This is a genomic window from Kitasatospora sp. NPDC056783 (assembly GCF_042789895.1).
In the GTDB taxonomy this organism is placed as follows: Bacteria; Actinomycetota; Actinomycetes; order Streptomycetales; family Streptomycetaceae; genus Kitasatospora.
In genome coordinates, this window is sequence record NZ_JBHUAF010000058.1 from 12,423 (window position 1) to 31,476 (window position 19,054).

The 19,054-nt window shown below is 73.2% G+C and carries 14 protein-coding genes; 4 read left to right on the top strand and 10 right to left on the bottom strand.

The window, feature by feature from the left end:
* Window positions 1-170: 170 nt before the first annotated feature.
* The 10 genes from ACFRMQ_RS11965 to rsmH all read right to left on the bottom strand — a co-directional run bounded on the left by ACFRMQ_RS11965 (window position 171) and on the right by rsmH (window position 12,904).
* Entirely contained in the window at window positions 171-947 is a 777-nt protein-coding gene (locus ACFRMQ_RS11965) for a cell division protein FtsQ/DivIB (RefSeq protein ID WP_380729696.1), read from the bottom strand.
* A complete protein-coding gene (murG, locus tag ACFRMQ_RS11970; protein ID WP_189915062.1) occupies window positions 940-2,046 on the bottom strand; it encodes an undecaprenyldiphospho-muramoylpentapeptide beta-N-acetylglucosaminyltransferase in 1,107 nt (368 codons plus the stop codon). The genes ACFRMQ_RS11965 and murG overlap by 8 nt, the downstream gene beginning before the upstream one ends.
* A 6-nt stretch (window positions 2,047-2,052) precedes the next feature.
* Window positions 2,053-3,366 carry a putative lipid II flippase FtsW gene (gene ftsW, locus ACFRMQ_RS11975; RefSeq protein ID WP_380729699.1) on the bottom strand — a complete coding sequence of 438 codons (1,314 nt, stop codon included), beginning with the start codon at window positions 3,364-3,366 and terminating at the stop codon, window positions 2,053-2,055.
* Between the two features lie 100 nt (window positions 3,367-3,466).
* On the bottom strand, window positions 3,467-4,915 hold the full coding sequence (gene murD / locus ACFRMQ_RS11980; protein ID WP_380729701.1) for a UDP-N-acetylmuramoyl-L-alanine--D-glutamate ligase: 1,449 nt from the start codon (window positions 4,913-4,915) through the stop codon (window positions 3,467-3,469).
* Window positions 4,912-5,973 carry a phospho-N-acetylmuramoyl-pentapeptide-transferase gene (gene mraY / locus ACFRMQ_RS11985; protein ID WP_380702303.1) on the bottom strand — a complete coding sequence of 354 codons (1,062 nt, stop codon included), beginning with the start codon at window positions 5,971-5,973 and terminating at the stop codon, window positions 4,912-4,914. Before mraY ends, murD begins: the two co-directional genes overlap by 4 nt.
* Window positions 5,973-7,376, bottom strand: a complete 1,404-nt coding sequence (gene murF, locus ACFRMQ_RS11990; protein ID WP_380729703.1) for a UDP-N-acetylmuramoyl-tripeptide--D-alanyl-D-alanine ligase — start codon at window positions 7,374-7,376, stop codon at window positions 5,973-5,975. The genes mraY and murF overlap by 1 nt, the downstream gene beginning before the upstream one ends.
* On the bottom strand, window positions 7,373-8,938 hold the full coding sequence (locus tag ACFRMQ_RS11995) for a UDP-N-acetylmuramoyl-L-alanyl-D-glutamate--2,6-diaminopimelate ligase (RefSeq protein WP_380729705.1): 1,566 nt from the start codon (window positions 8,936-8,938) through the stop codon (window positions 7,373-7,375). Before ACFRMQ_RS11995 ends, murF begins: the two co-directional genes overlap by 4 nt.
* Window positions 8,939-9,031: 93 nt before the next feature.
* Window positions 9,032-11,254, bottom strand: a complete 2,223-nt coding sequence (locus tag ACFRMQ_RS12000; RefSeq protein ID WP_380729707.1) for a penicillin-binding transpeptidase domain-containing protein — start codon at window positions 11,252-11,254, stop codon at window positions 9,032-9,034.
* The gene (locus tag ACFRMQ_RS12005) at window positions 11,251-11,772 is read right to left on the bottom strand and encodes a hypothetical protein (RefSeq protein WP_380729709.1); all 522 of its coding nucleotides are present in this window, start codon (window positions 11,770-11,772) and stop codon (window positions 11,251-11,253) included. The genes ACFRMQ_RS12000 and ACFRMQ_RS12005 overlap by 4 nt, the downstream gene beginning before the upstream one ends.
* 157 nt (window positions 11,773-11,929) lie before the next feature.
* The gene (gene rsmH, locus ACFRMQ_RS12010; protein WP_380729711.1) at window positions 11,930-12,904 is read right to left on the bottom strand and encodes a 16S rRNA (cytosine(1402)-N(4))-methyltransferase RsmH; all 975 of its coding nucleotides are present in this window, start codon (window positions 12,902-12,904) and stop codon (window positions 11,930-11,932) included.
* Between the two features lie 537 nt (window positions 12,905-13,441).
* Here rsmH and ACFRMQ_RS12015 point away from each other — a divergent pair.
* From ACFRMQ_RS12015 to ACFRMQ_RS12030, 4 genes are all read left to right on the top strand, one after another.
* Window positions 13,442-13,984 (top strand): beta-class carbonic anhydrase, encoded by a 543-nt coding sequence (locus ACFRMQ_RS12015; RefSeq protein ID WP_380729713.1) that lies wholly within the window; start codon window positions 13,442-13,444, stop codon window positions 13,982-13,984.
* Window positions 13,985-14,367: 383 nt separating this feature from the next.
* Window positions 14,368-15,291 carry an AAA family ATPase gene (locus tag ACFRMQ_RS12020; RefSeq protein ID WP_380729721.1) on the top strand — a complete coding sequence of 308 codons (924 nt, stop codon included), beginning with the start codon at window positions 14,368-14,370 and terminating at the stop codon, window positions 15,289-15,291.
* Between the two features lies 1 nt (window position 15,292).
* Window positions 15,293-16,618: a DUF58 domain-containing protein gene (locus tag ACFRMQ_RS12025; RefSeq protein ID WP_380729715.1), complete on the top strand. Its 1,326-nt coding sequence runs from the start codon at window positions 15,293-15,295 to the stop codon at window positions 16,616-16,618.
* On the top strand, window positions 16,615-19,038 hold the full coding sequence (locus ACFRMQ_RS12030; RefSeq protein WP_380729717.1) for a DUF3488 and DUF4129 domain-containing transglutaminase family protein: 2,424 nt from the start codon (window positions 16,615-16,617) through the stop codon (window positions 19,036-19,038). The genes ACFRMQ_RS12025 and ACFRMQ_RS12030 overlap by 4 nt, the downstream gene beginning before the upstream one ends.
* Window positions 19,039-19,054 lie beyond the last annotated feature (16 nt).

The window sequence follows — 19,054 nt, forward strand, 5'->3', positions numbered from 1 at the left end:
CACAGGACACTAGGTGGCTCCGGGCACGCGTTTCAACGAACACGCCGAGCTTCCCTTTTTCTTTTGAGCCTATGTGATCATCGGCCGGCTTAGGAAACCGGGGGTGACCACCAAGAGTCGGGCCGACACTGCGAGGCGTCAACCCTCCCTCAGGCAGAGAACCTACCGGATCATCCCGACACCGCCGGCGCCTCGGGCGCCGTGACGTCGAAGTTCGTACCCTTCTGGTTCATCAACGCGACCAGCACCCGGGCCTTCCGGTCGATCTGCTCCGGGCTCCCCCAGCGCACCGTCACACCCCCGCTGAGCTGCAACTCGATGTCGTCGTACGAGTGCACCAGCACGGAACCCGCCCGCTTGGCGACCTCCGACGGCAGCCCGGCGGCCACCGCCACCGCGCCCCGGACCAGCTGTGAACGGTCGATCACCCCGTCGACGTCGGTCGCCTGCTGACTGAGCCGCAGTTCCACCACCGGAACGCCCTCCGGCGGGGCCGGCTCGGTGGCGAAGCTCACGCCTCCGGCGTCGACCTGGGTGAACTGGCCGTCATCCCCCTTGACGGCGGCCACCGCCGTACGCTGGACGACCTTCACCCGAAGGGTGTGCGGCCAGCCCCGCCACACCTCCGCCTTGGCCACCCGGGGGATGGCCTCCACCCGGTGCCGGACGACGTCCAGGTCCACCCGCGCCAGCGGCCCGTCGCCCAGCCCGCCGACCGCCTCGCGGACCTGGTCCGCCGTCAGTCTCTCGTCGCTCGCCCCCTGGACGGCGACGGTGCGCACGTCCAGCACCGAGGAGAAGAACACCAGCCAGGCCAGCACGCCGAGCACCGAGGCGCCGAGCGCGCCCAGCACCACGATGCCCCGCCGGGAGAGCCGGAGGCGGGGAGCGGACTCCTCCACCTCCAGCTCCTCCTCCAGCGGATCGGCGAGCCGGCCGTCAGCCACGGCGGCGGCCGCCGCGGTGGGCCTGGATCGCCTCGTAGACCATGCCGACCAGCAGGTCGTCGGCGTCCCGGCGGCCGAACTCGGCGGCCGCCCGGCTCATGTCCCACAGCCGCTGCGGGTCGGTGAGCACCGGCAGCACGTTCTGGAGCACCCAGTCCGGAGTCAGCTCGGCGTCGTCCACCAGCAGACCGCCGCCGGCCTTGACCATCGGCTGGGCGTTCAGCCGCTGCTCGCCGTTGCCGATCGGCAGCGGGACGAAGGCGGCGGGCAGGCCGACGGCCGCCAGCTCGGCCACCGTCATGGCACCGGCCCGGCAGAGCATCATGTCGGCGGCCGCGTAGGCGAGGTCCATCCGGTCCAGGTACGGCACCGGGCGGTACGGCGGCATCCCGGGGACGTCGGCGACCTGCGGCAGCTCGTTCTTCGGGCCGACCGCGTGCAGGATCTGCACGCCGTACTGCTGGAGCCGAGGGGCGATCGCGGTGACCGTCTCGTTGAGCCGGCGCGCGCCCTGGGAGCCGCCGGAGACCAGCAGGGTGGGCAGCCGCTGGTCGAGGCCGAAGTACTGGCGGGCCTCCGGACGGGCGGCGCCCCGGTCCAGGGTGGCGATGGTCCGGCGCAGCGGGATGCCGATGTACCGGGAGTCGCGCAGCTTGCTGTCCGGCGTGGAGACCGCCACGAAGTCGCTGTAGCGGGCGCCGATCTTGTTGGCCAGGCCCGGACGCGCGTTCGCCTCGTGCACCACGATCGGCACCCCGGCCCGCTTGGCGGCCAGGTAGGCGGGCATCGCGACGTAGCCGCCGAAGCCGACCACGGCGTCCGCGTTGACCCGCTCGATGATCTCCTGGGCGGCCCGGACGGTGCCGCGCAGCCGGCCGGGGACGGTGATCAGCTCCGGGGTGGGCTTGCGGGGCAGCGGGACGGCCGGGATCAGCTCCAGCTGGTAACCGCGCTCGGGCACCAGTCGGGTCTCCAGTCCGCGCTCGGTGCCCAGGGCGGTGATCCCGATGGACGGGTCGTGCCTGCGGAGGGCATCCGCGAGGGCCATGGCCGGCTCGATGTGACCGGCGGTCCCCCCGCCGGCGAGTACGACATGCACCGAAATTCACCGCTCCCTGCGTGCCGGCCCCGGGGCCGGGCGCGCTGTGGTTCGTCGTCGTGGCAGCACCCGGGCCAGTTGTCTCCTGATCCGGGAGTTCTTGCTCCGGGCGGCCAGCGCCGCCTTCGCGCCCGAGGTGCTGCGCGCCAGGCACAGCAGCACACCGATCGCGGACATGGCCGACAGCATGGCGGAACCGCCGTAGGAGAACAGCGGGAGCGGGACGCCCGCGATGGGCAGCAGTCCCAGCGCCGACCCCAGGTTGATCATGGCCTGCGCCATGATCCAGGTGGTGGCGGCTCCCGCGGCGTACCTGACGAAGGGATCCTTCGTACCGATGGCCACACGGATACCCGCGTAGCCTAGTGCCGCGAAGAGACCGAGCACCGACAGCGTCCCCACCAGACCGAGTTCCTCGCCGGTCGCGGCGAAGATGAAGTCGGTGTGCGCCTCGGGCAGCTGGCCCCACTTCTCCACGCCGGCGCCCAGGCCGGTGCCGAAGCCGCCGCCGTTGGCGAACGCGAAGACGCCGTGCAGGGCCTGGAAGCAGGCGCCCTCGGGATCGAGCTTGGTGACGCCTATGCAGCCCAGCCGCTCGGCCCGGTGCGGGACGGTGACCACCAGGGCGGTGCAGACCACGACCGCCACCCCGACGGTGGCCACGAACAGCCGCAGCGGCGCGCCCACCATCCAGAGCAGCGCGAACACCATCGCCACCAGGATCATCGAGGTGCCCATGTCGCCGCCGAACATGATCAGCGCGAGCAGCAGCAGGGCGCCCGGTACCAGGGGCACCAGCAGGTGCTTCCAGGAGTTGAGGGTGCCGGCCTTCTGCTTGCGGGCGAGCAGGTCGGCTCCCCAGAGCACCAGCGCGAGCTTGGCGAACTCCGACGGCTGGAACTGGAAGAAGCCGAAATCCAGCCAGTTCTGGTTGCCGTTGATCCGCACCCCGATGCCGGGGATGGCGACCAGGGTGAGCAGGGCGATCACCGCGATCATCACGGGGTAGACGATCACCCGCAGCACCGCCAGCGGGACGGAGGCGAAGCCGATCAGCAGGACCAGGCCGAGGATGGCCGCGATCAGCTGCTTGAGGAAGTAGTACTGCGCCGTGTGGTGCTGGTTCAGGGCGAGGATCTGCGAGGCCGAGAAGACCATCATCAGACCGAGCACGACCAGCAGCAGGGTGCTGCCGATGATCAGCAGGTACGGCGTGAGCGGCCGGTCCAGCCAGTACCGGACCCGGGCCCGGAAGGCCTGGATCCGGCCCAGTGGACCGGCCGACTTGTACTTGGTCGTGGTGGCGGAGATCACTCTCATCGGCTCCGCGGCGTCCCGCTTCACAACGCCGGAATCCGCTCTGCCCTGCCCCGCCACCGCTCCCCGCCCATTCTCTCCGTCCGACGCCGGCACCGGCCGACTACTCGCCCGCCAGCTCCCGGACGGCCTCGGCGAAGAGGTCGCCGCGCTCGCCGTAGTTGGTGAACATGTCCATCGAGGCGCAGGCCGGTGCCAGCAGCACCGTGTCACCCGATCGGGCGAGCGATGCGGCCGTTCGAACGATTTCCGCCATCGCCACCGCGCCAGTCTGGCCCTCGGCCGCCTCGATCACCGGCACATCCGGAGCGTGTCGCTCCAACGCCTCCCGGATCAGCGCCCGGTCCTGGCCGATCAGCACCACCGCGCGCAGCCGCTCGGCCGCGTCCTGGGCCAGGTCGTCGAAGGTCGCGCCCTTGGCCAGGCCCCCGGCGATCCAGACGATCGGCCGGTAGGCGGCCAGCGAGGCGGCCGCCGCATGGGTGTTGGTGGCCTTGGAGTCGTCGATGTACGTGACCTCGCGGACCACGCCGACCTCGGCGATCCGGTGGGCGTCCGGGCGGAAGGCCCGCAGGCCCTCCCGGACGGCCTGCGGCTCGACCCCGTACGCCCGGGCCAGCGCCGCCGCGGCGAGCGCGTTGGCGATGTTGTGCGGGGCCGGCGGGTTGACGTCCGAGACGGCGCCCAGCTCGGCGGCGTTCTTGGCCCGGTCCTCGACGAAGGCCCGGTCCACCAGCAGGCCGTCGACCACGCCGAAGTCGGACGGGCTCGGCGCGCCGAGGCCGAAGCCGATCGCCCGGCAGCCCTCCTCGACGTCGGCCTCCATGACCAGCGCCTTGGTGGCCGGGTCGGCCAGGTTGTACACGCAGGCGACGGTGTTGCCCTCGTAGATCCGGCCCTTGTCGGCGGCGTACGCCTCCATCGAGCCGTGCCAGTCGAGGTGGTCGGGCGCCAGGTTGAGCACGGCCCCCGAGTGCGGGCGCAGCGAGGGCGCCCAGTGCAACTGGTAGCTGGAGAGCTCGACGGCGAGCACGTCGTACGGCTCCTCGGCGAGCACCGCGTCCAGCACCGAGACCCCGACGTTGCCGACGGCGGCGGTGCGCTTGCCGGCCGCGGTGAGGATCGAGGCGAGCATCTGGACGGTGGTGGTCTTGCCGTTGGTGCCGGTGACGGCCAGCCAGGGGGCGGGCTCGCCGGTACCGGGCAGCGGCTTGCGCAGCCGCCAGGCGAGTTCGACGTCGCCCCAGACCGGGACGCCGGCCGTCTCGGCGGCGGCGAACAGCGGGCTGTCGGGGGCCCAGCCGGGCGAGGTGACGATCAGCTCGGTGCCCTCGGGCAGGCTCGCGCCGTCCCCGAGCCGCACGGTGACGCCCAGCGCCTCCAGCCCGGCGGCGCGGGCCCGGAGGCCCTCGCCGCCGCCGCCGTCGACCACGGTGACCCGGGCGCCGAGGCCGTGCAGGACGCGCGCGGCGCTGATGCCGGAGACGCCGAGCCCGGCGACGACGACGGGCAGGTTCAGGAACTGCGACTTGATCAGCTGGGGGTTCGTCATCCGGTCCGGTATCCCGCGTAGAAGAGGCCGAGGCCGATGGCGACGCACAGACCCTGGATGATCCAGAAGCGGACCACGACCAGGACTTCGCTCCAGCCCTTGAGTTCGAAGTGGTGCTGCAGTGGCGCCATCTTGAAGACGCGCTTGCCGGTCATCCGGAAGGAGCCGACCTGGATGATCACCGACAGGGTGATGATCATGAACAGGCCGCCCAGCAGGATGAGCAGCAGCTCGGTGCGCGAGCAGATCGCGAGGCCGGCCAGGGCACCGCCGAGGGCGAGCGAGCCGGTGTCACCCATGAAGATCTTGGCGGGCGAGGTGTTCCACCACAGGAAGCCGAAGCAGGAGCCCATCAGCGCGGCGGCCACCACCGCGAGGTCCAGCGGGTCGCGGACGTCGTAGCAGGCGCTGGTCGCGGAGAAGAAGTAGGCGCAGCTCTGCCCGTACTCCCAGACGCCGATGAAGGTGTAGGCGCCGAAGGCCATCACCGAGGCGCCGGTGGCGAGGCCGTCCAGACCGTCCGTCAGGTTCACGCCGTTGGAGGTCGCCGCGATCATGAAGTACGCGAAGATGACGAACAGCACCGGGCCGATCGACCACTCGAAGTCGCGGACGAAGGACAGCTTCTCGGAGGCCGGGCTGAGCCCGCGGTCGTCGTGGAACTGGAGCGCCAGGACGGCGAAGGCGAGGCCGACGATGGACTGGCCGGCCAGCTTCGCCTTGGCCCGCAGGCCGAGCGAGCGGCGCTTGACCACCTTGATGTAGTCGTCCAGGAAGCCGACCAGGCCGAGGCCCGTGGTCAGGAAGAGCACCAGCAGCCCGGAGGCGGTCGGGCTCTCGCCCGTTATCGCCTTGGTGGCGAAGTACGCGATCAGGGTCGCCAGGATGAAGGCGATGCCGCCCATGGTGGGCGTGCCCTTCTTGCTGTGGTGCGCCTTGGGGCCGTCGTCGCGGATGTACTGGCCGTAGCCCTGCCGGGCGAGCAGCTTGATCAGGGCGGGCGTGCCGGCCAGCGAGAGGATCAGGCCGATCAGCCCGGAGAAAAGGATCTGCTTCATTATTCGGCCACACCGTCCGACAGGAGGGCCTCGGCCACCTTCTCCAGCCCCACCGAACGGGATGCCTTCACCAGGACCACGTCCCCTGGCCGCAGCTGACTGCGCAGCAGCTCGACCGCCGCGTCCGCGTCGGACACCAGCACCGACTCCTCACCCCACGAACCTTCGTTCCTCGCACCGAGTTCCATGCAGGCCGCCTCGCGTCCGCCGACCGCCACCAGCTTGGTGACGTCCAGCCGGACGGCGAGCCGCCCGATGGCGTCGTGCTCGGCCAGGCTCTCCTCGCCGAGCTCCCGCATCTCGCCGAGCACCGCCCAGGTGCGGCGGCGCTCCGGGCCGCGGCCCCCCATCGAGACCAGCGCCCGCAGCGCGGCCCGCATCGAGTCGGGGTTCGCGTTGTAGGCGTCGTTGACGACGGTGACACCATCGGCCCGGTCGACGACCTCCATGCGCCAGCGGGACAGCGCACCCGCCTCGCCCAGGGCGGCGGCGGTGTCGTCGACGGACATCCCGAGCTCCACCGCCACCGCGGCGGCGGCGAGGGCGTTCGAGACGTGGTGCTCACCGTACAGGCGCAGCTGCACGGGCGCGGAACCGGCCGGGGTGGTGAGCGTGAACGATGGCCGCCCGGTGGCGTCCAGGCGAACGTCCACCGCCCGGACGTGGGCGTCCGGTGATTCGCCGAACAGAACCACCTTGGCCTTGGTACGGGAGGCCATCGCGCGCACCAGCCGGTCGTCCGCGTTGAGGATCGCGGCGCCCTCGGCGGGCAGCGACTCGACCAGTTCGCCCTTGGCCTCGGCGATCGCCTCCTGGGAGCCGAACTCGCCGACGTGGGCGGTGCCGACGTTGAGGACGACGCCGATCCGGGGCGGGGTGATCGAGGTGAGGTACTCGATGTCGCCCTTGTGCCGGGCGCCCATCTCCATGACCAGGTGCCGGGTGCCGGCCTCGACCCGCAGCGCGGTCATCGGGTGGCCGATCTCGTTGTTGAGCGAGCCGGGCGGGTAGACGGTGTCGCCGAGGCGCTGGAGCAACTGGGCGATCAGGTCCTTGGTGCTGGTCTTGCCGGCCGAGCCGGTCAGCGCGACCACGGCGGTGCCCTCGGCGCGGGCGACCACGGCGCGGGCGAGCTTGCCGAGCGCCTCCACCACACTGTCGACCAGGACTGCGGGCACGCCGACCGGGCGGGAGGCCAGCACCGCGACGGCGCCGTCCTCCACCGCCCCGGCCGCGTAGTCGTGGCCGTCCACGTGCTCGCCGACGAAGGCCGCGAACAGGCCGCCGGGGCCCACCTTGCGCGAGTCGACCTCGACCGGGCCGGTGACCAGGGCGTCCGGGTCGGCGCCGTCCAGGGTGCCTCCGACGGCGGCGGCCACCTCGGCGAGGGTCAGTGCGATCACTGCTGCTCTACTCCTCGGTCGCCCCGTGCGGCCGTGGTCCGCGCGATGGATTCGCGCAGCACCTCGCGGTCGTCGAAGGGGCGGATCTCGTCTCGTACGTACTGCCCGAGCTCGTGGCCCTTGCCGGCCACCAGCACGGTGTCCCCCGCTCCGGCGCGGGCGACCGCCAGCCGGATCGCCTCGGCCCGGTCGGGGACGACCAGGACGTCCCCGCGCTCGGCCTCGGGCACCGCCGCGGCGCCGGTCAGCATGCTGGCGAGGATCGCCAGCGGGTCCTCGCTGCGCGGATTGTCGCTGGTCAGCAGGGCGGTGTCGGCGAGGCGGGCGGCGATGGCGCCCATCGGGCCGCGCTTGTGCGGGTCGCGGTCGCCACCGCAGCCGACCACGACGTGCAGCCGGCCCTCGGTGACCTCGCGCAGCGAGGCGAGGACGGCCTGGAGGGCGTCCGGCTTGTGCGCGTAGTCGACGACGGCGACGAACGGCTGGCCGGCGTCCACCCGCTCCAGCCGGCCGGGCACGCCGGGGACGGCGGCGACACCGGCCACCGCCCGCTCCAGCGGCAGCCCGGCGACGACCAGCACGGTGATCGCGGCGAGCGCGTTGGCGACGTTGAACGGGCCGGGCAGCGGGACGGAGGCCTCGGCCTCGGCACCGTCCGGGCCGAGCACCGTAAAGGTCGAGCCGACCGGGCCGAGCCGGACGTCCACGGCCCGCCAGTCGGCCTCGGCGGCGCCGGTGGCGGAGAAGCCGGCCACCGGGATCTTGGCCTCGGCGGCGAGCCGGCGGCCGTACTCGTCGTCCAGGTTGACCACGCCGCGGCGGGACTTGCCGGGCTGGAAGAGCCGGGCCTTCGCCTGGAAGTAGTCCTCCATGTCCGGGTGGAAGTCGAGGTGTTCGGGGGTCAGGTTGTTGAACAGCGCGACGTCGTACGCGACCCCGTCGGTGCGGCCGAAGACCAGGGCGTGGCTGGAGACCTCCATGGTCACCGCGTCGGCGCCGCGCTCGGCCATCACGCCGAGGATCGCGTGCAGGTCGGTGGCCTCGGGGGTGGTGCGCTCGCTCTTGATCCGCTCCTGGCCGACCCGCATCTCGACGGTGCCGATCACGCCCGGGCTGCGCCCGGCGCCGCGCAGACCGCCCTCGACCAGGTAGGAGGTGGTGGTCTTGCCGTTGGTGCCGGTCAGCCCGATCATCAGCAGCCCCTCCGAGGGGCGGCCGTAGACGATCGCGGCGAGCTCGCCCATGACGGCCCGCGGCCGGTCCACGACCAGCAGCGGCAGGCCGGTGGCGGCCGCGATCTCGGCGCCGGCCGGATCGGTGAGCACCGCCACCGCGCCGGACTCCGCGGCCTTGGCGGCGAACGCCGCGCCGTGGTGGTTGGCACCGGGGAAGGCCACGTACACGTCGCCCGGGCGGACCGCGCGGGAGTCGTGGGTGACGCCGGTGACGGCGCCGCCCTCGACGGGCGGCAGACCCAGTTCGGCGGCCAGCTTCGCGAGCGGCAGGGCGGTCGTCCCGGTCGGGCGGGGCGGACTCACGGTGGTTTGATCGGGTTTCGGCACGGCGGGAAGGCTATCCGCCGAAGGGTGTCCAGGGCCAAACCGGCCCTCCGCCGCGCCGTGGTCCAGCCCGGCCCGTTCGTTGCTCATGCTCGCTCACGGCTTCCAGTCGACGGTCAGGTTGGGCGCCTGGCTGCCGCTCGGCGGGACCTGCATGGTCTTCAGGGTGAACTCCATCACCTGCTTGAACACCGGGCCGCACAGCTGGCCGCCGAAGTGGCCGTTGACCGGGCCCTGGAGGGTGCAGGAGACGGTGTACCGAGGGGCGTCGGCGGGGGCGAAGCCGATGAAGGAGGCGGTGTAGCCGTCGTAGCCCTTGCCGTCGGCGGCGCCCCGGTTCGCGGTTCCGGTCTTGCCGGCGACCCGGTAGCCGGGGATGGCGGCCTTGCCGCCGGTGCCCTGCTCGTCGTCGACGACCGACTCCAGCATCGAGGTGAGGGTCTTGGCCGTCTCCGGGCTGACCACCTGGGTCTGCTCCCCCGGCGCGCTCGGCGTGTACTTCCCGTTCGGGTCGGTGACGCCCTGGACGATGCTGGGCGCGACCCGCACCCCGCCGTTGGCGATCGTCGAGTAGACCGAGGTGGCCTGGAGCGCGTTCATCTGCATCGGACCCTGGCCGAAGGCGATGTTGTACTTCTCCGAGGCGACCAGGTCCTCCGGCTTCTTGAGCATGCCGGCGGTCTCCCCCGGGAAGCCCAGGCCGGTCGGCTGGGCGACGCCGAACTTGCGCAGGTAGCCGTCCAGGACCTTGTTGGCCGCCAGCTGGTCACCGCCGCCGAGGGTCTCGACGGCCTCGATGGTGCCGATGTTGGAGGACTTCGCCAGCACCCCGGCCAGGGTCAGGTACCAGGTGTCGTGGTCGATGTCGTCCTTGAACTGCTGGCCGGCCCTCACCAGGCGGTTGGGCACGGTGACCTTGGTGTCCCAGGTGGCCTTGCCGGAGTCCAGGACGGCGGCCATGCTCATCAGCTTGGCGGTGCTGCCCGGCTCGTACGCGTCCCCGAGGGCGGCGTTGCCCAGCTGGGACTGCTTGGACAGGCTCAGGTCGTTCGGGTTGAAGCCCGGCGCGGTGGCCATCGCGAGGACCTGACCGGTCTTCACGTCCTGGACCACCACGTAGCCCTTCTCCGCCCCGGAGTTGGCCACCTGGTCGGCGATCGCCCGCTGGGCGGCCCACTGGATGTCCCGGTTGACGGTCAGCCTCACGTCGCTGCCCGGCACGGCCGGGTCCATCGAGCCCCCGGCGGTGGGCACCAGCCGCCCGCCTGACTGGGCGTAGCTGCTGTGGCCGTCCTTGCCGGCCAGCAGCTTCTGGTACTGGAGCTCCAGACCGCCGGCGCCCTCGCCCTCGGCGTTGACGAAGCCGACCAGGTTGGCCGCCAGGCCGTCCGCCGGGTAGATCCGCTTCTGGGTCTCCCGGTTGAACACCCCGGCCAGCGGGTTGGCGCACTCGTTGTCCACCCGGGTGCGCCCGCCCTCCTCGGCGGGCTTGCCGAGCAGCTTCTTCTGGGCCTGGCAGGCCCGTGAGCCGGCCTGCTTCTCCAGACTCGACTTGAGGTCGCTGATCTGCTTCTTGGTGGCCGGGGTCTGCTGGGCCGCGAGCCTCTTGTAGCGGGTCTTGGGGGTGTGCAGGTCGGCGGCGACCTTCTCCTTGGAGACGCCGATGATCGGCGCCAGCAGCGCGGCCGCCTGCTCCGGGGCGTCCGGGATGCCGGTCGCCTCCGGGGTGAACATCGCCGGGTCGGCGGTGATGTCGTACGCGTCGACGGTGGCCGCCAGCGCGACCCCGTCGGAGGACGTTATCGAGCCGCGTTCGGCGGTGATCGGGATGTTCAGGTACCGGTTGGTGTTGGCGTCGGCGGCCAGCGCCGAGGCGTCCACCAGCTGGAGCTGCACCAGGCGGCCCGCGAACACGGAGAACACCAGCGACAGCGCCACGGTGATCACCTTCAGCCGGCGCTTGGGCTCGGCCAGCTTGAGGGCCTTGGAGCGCTGCGACGGGCGGCTCTTCGGGCGCACCGCCGCCTGGCTGCGGGCCGGCGGGCGGCCCTCGGGGCGGCGCTGCTGCGGCGCCCGCGGGGTACGGCCGGCGGAGGCCGACTTCGCGGGCTGGGCCTTCGCCGACTGGCCGCGGACGGGCTGCCCCTTCGCGGGCTGGGCCTTCGCCGACTGGCCGCGGGCGGGCTGCCCCTTGGTCGGCTGGCCCTTCGCGGGCTGGCTGCGGCCGGAGGCGGACTGGCCGCGCGGCGCGGTGCCCCTGGGCACCGGACGGCGGCCATCGCCGCCGCCCGACCCGCCGGGCTGACGCGGCGTGCTCATCGGCCCGCACCCCCGCTCGGCTTCGCGCCCGCGGCGGGCGAGGCCGGGTTGAGCTGGATCACCGAGTCACCGGCGGACGCCGCCGGGGTCGGTACCGGCGGAGGAGGCGGCGGCGCGGCCGGCGAGGCGGCACCGCCAGGCTGCGGCGCGGCCGGCGCCGGCCCGGCGCCGGGCTGGGCGGCACCGGGCTGGGCCTTCGTCGGCCACGGCTCGGCCGTCGAGCGCTTCACCGGCGGACTGTCCTGCGCCGCTCCGGGGGTGCCGAGCACCTTGCCGCCGTTCGGGACGTCCAGGAAGGCCATCCCCCCGGCCGGGACCATGCCCAGTTCGCCGGCGCGCCTGGCCAGCGCGTCCGGGGCCGAGTTCTGGTCGATCTCGTGCTGGAGGCTCTGCTGCTCGTCGGTCGCCACGGTGGTCTGTTTCTGTAGCCGGGAAAGCTCGAACGAGCCCTCGTTGAGCGCGGTGTTCAGTGCCAGCAGGCCGAGCAGTCCGCCCGCCAGCAGCACCACGATGAGCACCGCGAACGGTGTGCGCCGCCGTACCGGACGCTTCCCCGGCCGGACCGTGATCCGCGCCCTGCCCTGCCCGGGGAGTCCTCCCCGCCCCGCCCGGACCTCACCGGCCACCGGCCCCACCGCTTTCCTCCGCCCTTCGGACCCCGCCGGGGCCGGTTCGTCAGCCCCGCTTGCTTCGGTCCCTGATCCTCTCTGCCACCCGCAGCCGTACGGGCGCGGCGCGCCGGTTCTCCTCGATCTCCTCCTCGGTGGCCAGCTCGGCACCGCGAGTGATCAGTTTGAGCCAGGGCTGGTGCTCCTCCGGGATGAACGGCAGCCCCGGCGGGGCGGTGTTGGTCGCCCCGGCGGCGAAGTACTGCTTGACCAGGCGGTCCTCCAGCGACTGGTAGGACATCACCACGATCCGGCCGCCCAGCGCCAGGGCGTCCAGCGCCCCGGGGATCGCCCGGTCCAGGACCTCCAGCTCGCCGTTGACCTCGATCCGCAGCGCCTGGAACGTCCGCTTGGCCGGGTTCCCGCCGGTGCGGCGGGTCGCCGCCGGAATGGCGTTGCGCACCAACTCGACGAGACGCGCGCTGTTGGTGAACGGTTCCTTCTCCCGCTCCCGCAGGATCACCGAGGCGATCTTCCCGGCGAACCGCTCCTCGCCGTACACCTTGAGGATGCGGGCCAGGGCGCCGTGGCTGTAGGTGTTCAGCACCTCCGCCGCGCTGATCCCCCGGGTCTGGTCCATCCGCATGTCCAACGGCGCGTCCTGCGCGTACGCGAAGCCGCGCTCCGCCTCGTCCAGCTGCATCGAGGAGACGCCGAGGTCGAACAGGACGCCGTCCACCCGGTCGATGCCCAGGCGCTCCAGCACCTCGGGGATCTCGTCGTAGACCGCGTGCACCAGGGTGGCCCGGTCGCCGAACGGGGCCAGTCGCTCACCGGCCAGCTTCAGCGCCTGCGGGTCACGGTCCACCGCGACCAGCCGCACCTGCGGGAACTGGGTCAGCAGCGCCTCGCTGTGCCCGCCGAGGCCGAGGGTGGCGTCCACCACCACGGCACCCGGGCGCGAGATCGCCGGGGCCAGCGCGTCCATGCACCGCTGGAGCATCACCGGAACGTGCTTGGGGCCCGGTTCGTTGGTGGTCATGCGCGGTGGCGCCCTTCCTCGGTGCGGAGCAGCCCGACGTCCGGGAGCTGCGACCATTCTCGCCCACCGCGCCCCGGCACGACGAAGCGGCCCGTGGTCCCCGCCCGCTCGAGGGGAAGATCGTGACCGCCCGGCGCCGGGGAAGGTGCGCCAGGTGAGCACGGAGCGGGTGGAGGCCACGGGCCGCGTCGGCCGGGCAGCACCGGCCGGGAAGGCCCCGTTGACGGGCCCCGGCGGGTGTGCTCCACTGCGCCACGAACTCTATCGCGCGGACCCTTCCAGTCAATGGCCCGCTCCGGCGCACCACCCGGGCGGCGGTACGGATCACCGCAGGTCGCGGCCGTCGGGCCGACCGTGCGACGGTACGTACCGGGGGCCTTCGGCGGCGGGCGCGCGCCCCCTGTCCGCCACCGTGCGGACCGGTGCGCGACGGCCCGGACGAACCCCTCCCGTTGTCGTCATGCTCCCGATCCCGGCGCCCTGTTCTGTAGCTCCTCGCTCCACCGCGGGGACCCGATCCCCACTAACGTCGCCACCATGACAGTGACTCCCGACCGGCCCTCGCCGACCGCCGCTGCCGAGCCTCCCAGACCCACCGTCATCGACCGTTTCGTCACGGCCAACCGCGGCTACGCGGTGACCTTCCAGGACGGCGGCATGGACGCCCGCCCGGTGCAGAAGATCGCCGTGGTGGCCTGCATGGACGCCCGCCTGGACCTGTTCGCGGCACTCGGCCTCGAACTCGGCGACGCCCATGTCATCCGCAACGCCGGAGGCGTCGTCACCGACGACACCATCCGCTCCCTGACCATCAGCCAGCGCGCCCTCGGCACCCGGTCGATCGCGCTGATCCACCACACCGGCTGCGGTCTGCTCGGGCTCACCGAGGACTTCCGCCGCGAGCTGGAACTGGAGGTCGGCCAGCGCCCGCAGTGGGCGGTGGAGGCCTTCGTCGACCTGGACGGCGACGTCCGCCAGTCCATGCAGCGCGTCCGCACCTCTCCCTTCCTGCTGCACACCGACGACGTCCGCGGCTTCGTCTTCGACGTCCACACCGGCCTGCTGCGCGAGATCGGCTGAGACGTCCGCCCCCGCCCGGCCAACGGCGTCCGGGCGTCCGGGCATCCGGGCCACACCGAATGGTGACTTCTGGTCATCCCTCAGGGGAGAATGCGCCTGCCGGTCGGACCCCGAACCACCTGGGGCGGCCAGGCCGCAGGCCACCCTCCCGGCGCCGGAAACCGGTGCGGAACCGTCCCCGGGAAGGCCGCGTCAAGCATGGGGTGGGGTCCGGCCTCGGCACGGGGCGGGCACAGGGTGCCAGGGAGCGTAAACGGGTGACGAGCTACAACGACCAGGCCGAGATCGGCAGTCCTGCGGGGGGCGAGAAGCAGAGGGCGCACCGGTTCCAGCAGGTCGGGCTTCCCGAGCTCGCCGCGGTCGTCGACCGCGTCCGCGCCAACGTGGAGAGCGTGATCGAGGGCAAGCCGGAGGCCGTCCGGATCGCCCTGACCGTCCTGCTCGCCGAGGGCCACCTGCTGCTGGAGGACGTGCCCGGCGTCGGCAAGACCATGCTGGCCAAGGCGCTCGCCCGCTCGCTCGACTGCACCGTGCGCCGCATCCAGTTCACGCCCGACCTGCTGCCCTCGGACGTCACCGGCACCAACATCTACGACCAGCAGCGGCACGACTTCGAGTTCCGCCCGGGCGCGATCTTCGCCCAGGTCGTGGTCGGCGACGAGATCAACCGCGCCTCGCCCAAGACCCAGTCCGCGCTGCTGGAGTCCATGGAGGAGCGCCAGGTCACCATCGACGGCACCAGCTACGAACTGCCCTCGCCGTTCATGGTCGTGGCCACCCAGAACCCGGTCGAGATGGAGGGCACCTACCCGCTGCCGGAGGCCCAGCGCGACCGCTTCATGGCCCGGATCTCGATCGGCTACCCCAGCCCCGAGGCCGAGCTCGCGATGCTGGACGTGCACGCCGGCGCCAGCCCGCTGGAGGACCTCCATCCGGTCGCGCACGCCTCCGACATCCTCAAGCTGATCGACCTGGTCCGCACCGTGCACATCGCCGACCCGGTCCGCCGCTACGCCGTCGACCTGGTCGGCGCCACCCGCACCAGCCCCGAACTGCGCCTGGGCGCCTCGCCGCGCGCCACCCTCCACCTGGTCCGGGCCGCCCGCGCCGCCGCCGCGCTGGACGGGCGCGACTACGTCACCCCGGACGACATCCAGCGCCTCGCCGTCCCGGTCCTGGCGCACCGGCTGATGCCGACCGCCGAGACCCAGCTCAGCCGCCGGACCTCCGAGCAGATCGTGGCCGAGCTGGTCGCCCGGCTGCCGCTGCCGCGCCCGCAGGGCGGCCCGGCCGTCCGGAGGGGCTGAGGTGGCCCAGTCCGACTCGCCATCGGGGCTGCGGGCGGGGTTCCGCGGCCTCACCACCCGGGGGCGGTCCTTCCTCGCCGCCGGGGTCACCGCGGTGGTCTGCTCCTACCTGCTCGACCAGAACGCCCTGCTGCGCGTCGGCGTCCTGCTGGCCGCGCTGCCGCTGGCCGCCGTGGTGGTCGTCGCCAACACCCGCTACCGGGTGGCCAGCGGACGCCGGCTCAGCCCGCGCCGGGCGATCGCCGGCCAGGAGGCCCGGGTCCACCTGCGGGTCGACAACATCTCCCGGGTGCCCACCGGGGTGCTGCTGCTGGAGGACAAGGTCCCGTACGTGCTCGGGCCGCGCCCGCGGTTCGTCCTGGACCGGGTCGAACCGCGCGGCCACCGCGAGGTCTCCTACCGGGTCCGCTCCGACCTGCGCGGCCGCTACCCGCTCGGGCCGCTCCAGCTGCGGCTGTCCGACCCGTTCGGAATGTGCGAGGTGGCCCGCGCCTTCACCGCCTCCGACGTCCTCACCGTGGTCCCCCAGGTCCAGGCGCTGCCGGCGGTACGCCTCAGCGGCGAGTGGACCGGCCAGGGCGAGAGCCACAGCCGCACCCTGGCGCTGGCCGGCGACGACGACGTGATCCTGCGCGAGTACCGGCCCGGCGACGACCTGCGCCGAGTGCACTGGCGCTCCACCGCCCGGTACGGCGAACTGATGGTGCGTCGCGAGGAGCAGCCGCAGCAGGCCCGGGCCACCGTCCTGCTGGACACCCGGGAGACCGCCCACCGGGGCAGCGGCCCCGCCTCCTCCTTCGAGTGGGCGGTCAGCTGCGCCGCCTCCGTCACCGTGCACCTGCTGGAGCGCGGCTACCAGACCCGGCTGCTCACCGACGCCGGCCAGACGGTGCCCGCCCCGGGCGCGGGCGGCAGCCACGGCACCGCCGCCGACTCCTCGGGGCTGATCCTGGACGCCCTCGCGGTCGCCGACCTGTCCGACGGCGGCACCCTCTCCCGCGCCGAGGACCCGTTGCGCACCGGCGGCGAGGGCCTGCTGGTCGCCGTCCTCGGCGAGCTGGACGACGCCCAGGCCGCCCGGCTGGGCCGGCTGCGCAGCCGCACCGGCGGGGCGATCGTCTTCCTGCTGGACTCCAGCACCTGGGCCGGGCTGCGGATGCTCGCCCCGAACACCGGCGGCGACGAGTTCCGGGCCCGGGTCCAGCAGCTGCGCGAGTCCGGCTGGACGGTGATCCCGGTGCGCGCCGGGGACTCCCTCCCGGACCTGTGGCGCGCCGCCGACGGCAGCAAGACCACCGCCCCCTACCGAGAAGAGGCCGGCGCGTGACCACCCGGGCAAAACTGACCGTGTACTCGGCGCTGGCCACCGCGCTCGCCTCGCTGTGCATGATGCCGCTGCTCACCACCCGCAGCTGGCTCACCCACGCCCTGCTGGTGATCGTCGTGCTCGCGGCGGTCGGCGCGGGCCTGCGCCGCTCCCCGCTGTACCGCTGGACGGTGCCGGTCGGGCAGCTGCTGGTGCTGCTGACGCTGATGCTGCTCGGCTTCGCCGGCGCCGGCGGGGTGCTGCCCGGGCCGTCCGCGATGCGGGTGCTGGGCCAGGTCCTCGCCGCCGGGGTGGACGACATACAGCAGTACGCCATCCCGGCTCCGCCCACCGCCGGCCTGCGGCTGATCCTGGTCTCCGCGGTCGGCCTGATCGCCATCGCGGTGGACACCGTCGCGGTGACCTACCGGCGCTCGGCGCTGGCCGGGCTGCCGCTGCTGGCGCTGTACTCGGTCGGCAACGGCCTGGCCGGGGAGCACGGCAGCTGGATCTGGTTCGCCGTCGCCTCGGCCGGCTACCTGCTGCTGCTGTTCGCCGAGGGCCAGGACCGGGTCTCCCGCTGGGGCCGGGTGTTCTACGGCGGCGCGCGCGACTCGGCGGAGTCCGGCCGCGTCAGCCCGGGCGGCCGGCAGGTCGGTGTGCTGGCCCTGGCCGCGGCACTGCTGCTGCCGGTGGTCCTGCCGCACTGGGACGCCGGGCTGCTGCGCTCCGGCGGGTCGAGCGGCAAGGGCTCCGGCAAGGGCCTGACGACCAGTCTGGACCCGCTGGTCAGCCTGGAGGCCGCGATCGTCAAGCCCACCGACGCGGAACTGCTCACGTACAGCATGGACAGCGATCTGGCCGCGGAGACCTACCTGCGGACCGGCTCGCTCGACCAGTTCGACGGCACCAACTGGAAGCTCGGCAGCACCGCGGTCAACGACCTCCCGGTGTCGCTGCCCAACCCGGAGGGCCTGCACAAGTCCGACTTCCCCCGGATCGACGGCGACTTCCAGATCAGCGACGGGCTCCGGGCGAGCTGGCTGCCGATGCCCTACCCGGCCACCACCGTCCAGCTGCCCAACCGCTCCGACTGGAAGCTCGACCCGCTCACCCGCACCGTCCTGCCGGCCAACGACAAGGCGATCCGCGGCCTGCGCTACCAGGTCAGCGCCCTGAACGTACGGCCCTCCGCCACCGAGCTGCGCCTCGTCGGCACCGCGCCGCAGGACATCCGGGAGCACTACACCGCCCTCCCGACCGACCTGCCGCCGGAGGTCGCCGCCCGGGCCAAGGACCTCACCGCCGGCGCGAGCAACGACTTCGACCGGGCCACGGCACTGGTCAAGTGGTTCACCGGGCCCGACTTCACGTACGACACCACGGTCAACGGCGGCACCGGCAGCAACGCCATCTCCGTCTTCCTGCGCGACCGCCGGGGCTTCTGCGTGCACTTCGCCTCCACCATGGCGGCGATGGCCCGGACGCTGAAGATCCCGGCCCGGGTGGCCGTCGGCTTCACCCCCGGCGACAGCAAGGGCGGCAACGTCTACTCGGTCACCGGCCGGATGTACCACGCCTGGCCCGAGCTGTACTTCGCGAACTACGGCTGGCTGCGCTTCGAGCCGACCCCGAGCCGCGGCGTCCCGGCCCGCTACGCCGACACGGCCACCGCCCCGACCACCGCGCCCACCCAGCAGGCGACCGCCGCCCCGCTGACCGCCTCGGCCGCCCCGGCGCCGACCGTCAGCACGGACTGCACCCCCAAGCAGCGTCAGCTGGGTGAGTGCGGCCCCCGGAGCAAGGCCGCCGACCGGACCGCCGAGAAGTCCTGGCTGCTCTCCGGCCAGGTGCTCGGCACCCTCGCCGCGGTGCTCGGGCTGATCGCGTTGCTGCTCGTCCCGATGTTCTGGCGCGCCGCCGTGCGCCGTCGCCGGCTGGGCGCCGGCGGACGGCGCGGGCCCGGCGGGGGCGGTCCGGCGGAGCTGACCGACGCCCAGGTGCTGGCCGCCTGGGACGAACTGATCGACTCCGCCTGGGACCTCGGAATTCCCCCGGACGAGTCACGCACGCCGCGCTCGACGGCCCGCCGGATCACCGAGCGGGCGAAGCTGGACGCGGACTCCGCGGCGGCCACCGGCCGGCTGGCGCTGGCCACCGAGCGGGTGCTCTACGCCCCGCCCGGGCAGCTCACCGCGGAGCCGCTGGCCGCCGACGTCCGCACCGCGCGGCGCGGGATGTGGGCGACCGCCAACCGGGCCGGACGGACCAGGGCGCTGCTGCTGCCGGCGTCCTCGGCGCAGCTGTGGTGGCGGATCTCCGACGCGGTGCGGGAGGCCCGGACGGCTGTCTCCGTCGGGGTCGGCCGGGCGGCCGAGAGGGTCCTGGCACCGGGGCGACGCATCCTGAGCCGGAGCAAGCGGTCCACGCCGGAGTCCTGAGCCACCACGCGAGAAG

Bases quoted from the DNA above. Each gene is read 5' to 3' on its own strand.
- rsmH (WP_380729711.1), bottom strand. From the start codon at position 12,904: ATGACCACCAACGAACCGGGCCCCAAGCACGTTCCGGTGATGCTCCAG.
- murD (WP_380729701.1), bottom strand. From the start codon at position 4,915: ATGACGAACCCCCAGCTGATCAAGTCGCAGTTCCTGAACCTGCCCGTC.
- ACFRMQ_RS12015 (WP_380729713.1), top strand. From the start codon at position 13,442: ATGACAGTGACTCCCGACCGGCCCTCGCCGACCGCCGCTGCCGAGCCT.
- ACFRMQ_RS12000 (WP_380729707.1), bottom strand. From the start codon at position 11,254: ATGAGCACGCCGCGTCAGCCCGGCGGGTCGGGCGGCGGCGATGGCCGC.
- mraY (WP_380702303.1), bottom strand. From the start codon at position 5,973: ATGAAGCAGATCCTTTTCTCCGGGCTGATCGGCCTGATCCTCTCGCTG.
- ftsW (WP_380729699.1), bottom strand. From the start codon at position 3,366: ATGAGAGTGATCTCCGCCACCACGACCAAGTACAAGTCGGCCGGTCCA.